Genomic DNA, 1,964 nt, shown 5'->3' on the forward strand with positions numbered 1-1,964 from the left:
TTCTCCAACAGGCGCTGAATATCTTCAGCCAGATAGCGTTTTCCGCGTGAATTTGGTTCTCCTTCAGAACGGATCAGTCCGCGACTGACATAGGCATAGAGGGTAGCGGGGGTAATGCCCAATAATTCAGTGACTTCACGCGAACTCAAATGGGTTTTTTCTTTTAAAACCGAGTTCATCCATTCCTCCTGAAGGGTTGCTGTTCGCTTTCATTTTACGCACGCTCTCGCAAAAGTTTATATATTGATTTAATAATCAAGATTGACTACTAATGATCAATATATCAATAATAAGAGCAGATCTCAAATAAGGAGCCTCTCATGCAAACCCCAACCCAACCCCTTCCCGCTTCTGGCCTCGATCAGGTAATAGCCTGCGAAACCCGCCTCAGCCAGGTCGATGGCCGCCAGGGCAGCCTGCTCCTGCGGGGTTGGCCCTTGCAAGCCGCAATTCAAAATTTTGATTTGCTCGGTCTGACCCAGTTACTTTGGCAGGATTTAGTACCTGAGAAACTTTCAAGTCAAAGTCTGGGCAAAGCCCGTGTCAAGGCCTTTGCTGCACTGACCCCCTTCTGGCCCTGGCTCAAAAGCCTGCCACCCCTTGAAGCACTGCGGGCAGGGCTATCGTTGCTACCGGGGGAGCCCAACGGCCAGGAGCTGCTTTCAGCCAGCCAGGTACTTCTGGCTGGCTGGATCCGACTGGCGCAGGGTCTGAATCCTTTGCCCCCGGATCCTGAAGCCGAAGCCCTTGCAGATTTTGGCAGCATGCTGCAGGGCCAAGTCCCCGACCCAGCCTGGGTCAAAGCCTTGGGTGCCTATTGGATCAGCGTGAGTGACCACGGTTTAAATGCCTCCACCTTTACAGCCCGCGTGATTGCCTCGACCCGTTCAGATCTGCGCTCAGCCCTCTTGGGAGCCATTGGAGCGCTCAAAGGCCCGCTGCATGGGGGAGCTCCCGGCCCGGTTCTGGATATGCTCGATGCGATTGGACACCCCGATCAGGCCCTGGCCTGGATTCAGAACGAACTCAAAGCAGGACGCCGTCTGATGGGGTTTGGCCACCGCATTTACCAGGTCCGTGACCCCCGTGCCGATGTCTTGCAAGCCGCTTTGCAGGCATGGCAGGCCCACCATGATTCCCCCCGTTTGAAACTGGCGCAAGCGGTAGAAGCCCTGGCGCTTGAAGCCTTGACCCAGCATAAACCCGAGCGCCCCCTGGCCACCAATGTGGAGTTTTATACGGCCCTGCTGCTTGAAGCCCTGGGTTTTGAACGCCAGACCTTTACCGCCGTTTTCGCCTTGGGGCGCACCATTGGCTGGGTGGCACATTATTATGAGCAAATCGCTGAAGGCCGCCTGATTCGCCCCCAATCCCGCTATATTGGGCCAAACCCAACTGTGCATTCAGCCTGATCAGGCGCTAAACTGAAAACTATTCTGCAATCCGGAGGATCTCTATGAAAAAATGGCTCAGCACTCCCCTTCTTCTCGCCAGCCTGTTATTGGCCAGCCAAGCGGCCCCGGCCTGGTCAAGCCCGCAGTCTGCACCTACGCAAATCGCGGCCCAACCCACGGCCCAGATCAAAACCCAGTTGATTACTTACCAGGACGGCGATCAGGTGCTCGAAGGTTATCTGGCCTATAATGCCGCTCAAACGGGCAAACGCCCGGGTATTTTGATCGTACACGAATGGACCGGCATGGGAGCCTATGTCAAACACCGTGCCGAGCAACTCGCAAAAATGGGCTATGTGGCCTTTGCTGCCGATATCTATGGCAAGGGCGTCCACCCCAAGCCCCCCCAAGAAGCCGGACAAATGGCTGGCAAATACAAGGGCAACCGCGCCCTCTTCCGCTCACGCCTCAAAGCCGGCTACCAGATGCTGCTGAAACAGGCCCAGACCGATCCTGCCAAAACAGCGGCCATCGGCTATTGCTTTGGTGGAACGGGCGCATTGGAACTGG

General features: G+C 55.8%; 2 protein-coding genes and 1 pseudogene (1 of these 3 only partly in view). 2 read left to right on the top strand and 1 reads right to left on the bottom strand.

Features of this window, described 5'->3' with window-relative positions:
* Positions 1–179 (bottom strand): annotated as a pseudogene (locus COW20_18995) (excisionase); it reaches 1,027 nt to the left of the window's first position.
* 141 nt (positions 180–320) lie between these two features.
* On the opposite strand from COW20_18995, the gene COW20_19000 reads away from it, so the two are divergent.
* Together COW20_19000 and COW20_19005 are read left to right on the top strand one after the other, a co-directional pair.
* Positions 321–1,412, top strand: a complete 1,092-nt coding sequence (locus COW20_19000) for a citrate synthase/methylcitrate synthase (protein ID PIW45778.1) — start codon at positions 321–323, stop codon at positions 1,410–1,412.
* 44 nt (positions 1,413–1,456) lie between these two features.
* Positions 1,457–1,964 (top strand): hypothetical protein (locus tag COW20_19005; protein PIW45779.1); only part of this gene is annotated, 508 nt, incomplete at its 3' end.

The sequence above is a fragment of the bacterium (Candidatus Blackallbacteria) CG13_big_fil_rev_8_21_14_2_50_49_14 genome (assembly GCA_002783405.1).
Lineage (GTDB): Bacteria > Cyanobacteriota > Sericytochromatia > UBA7694 > UBA7694.

Coding starts and splice junctions, on each gene's coding strand:
- COW20_19000 (PIW45778.1), top strand. CDS start 321: ATGCAAACCCCAACCCAACCCCTTCCCGCTTCTGGCCTCGATCAGGTA.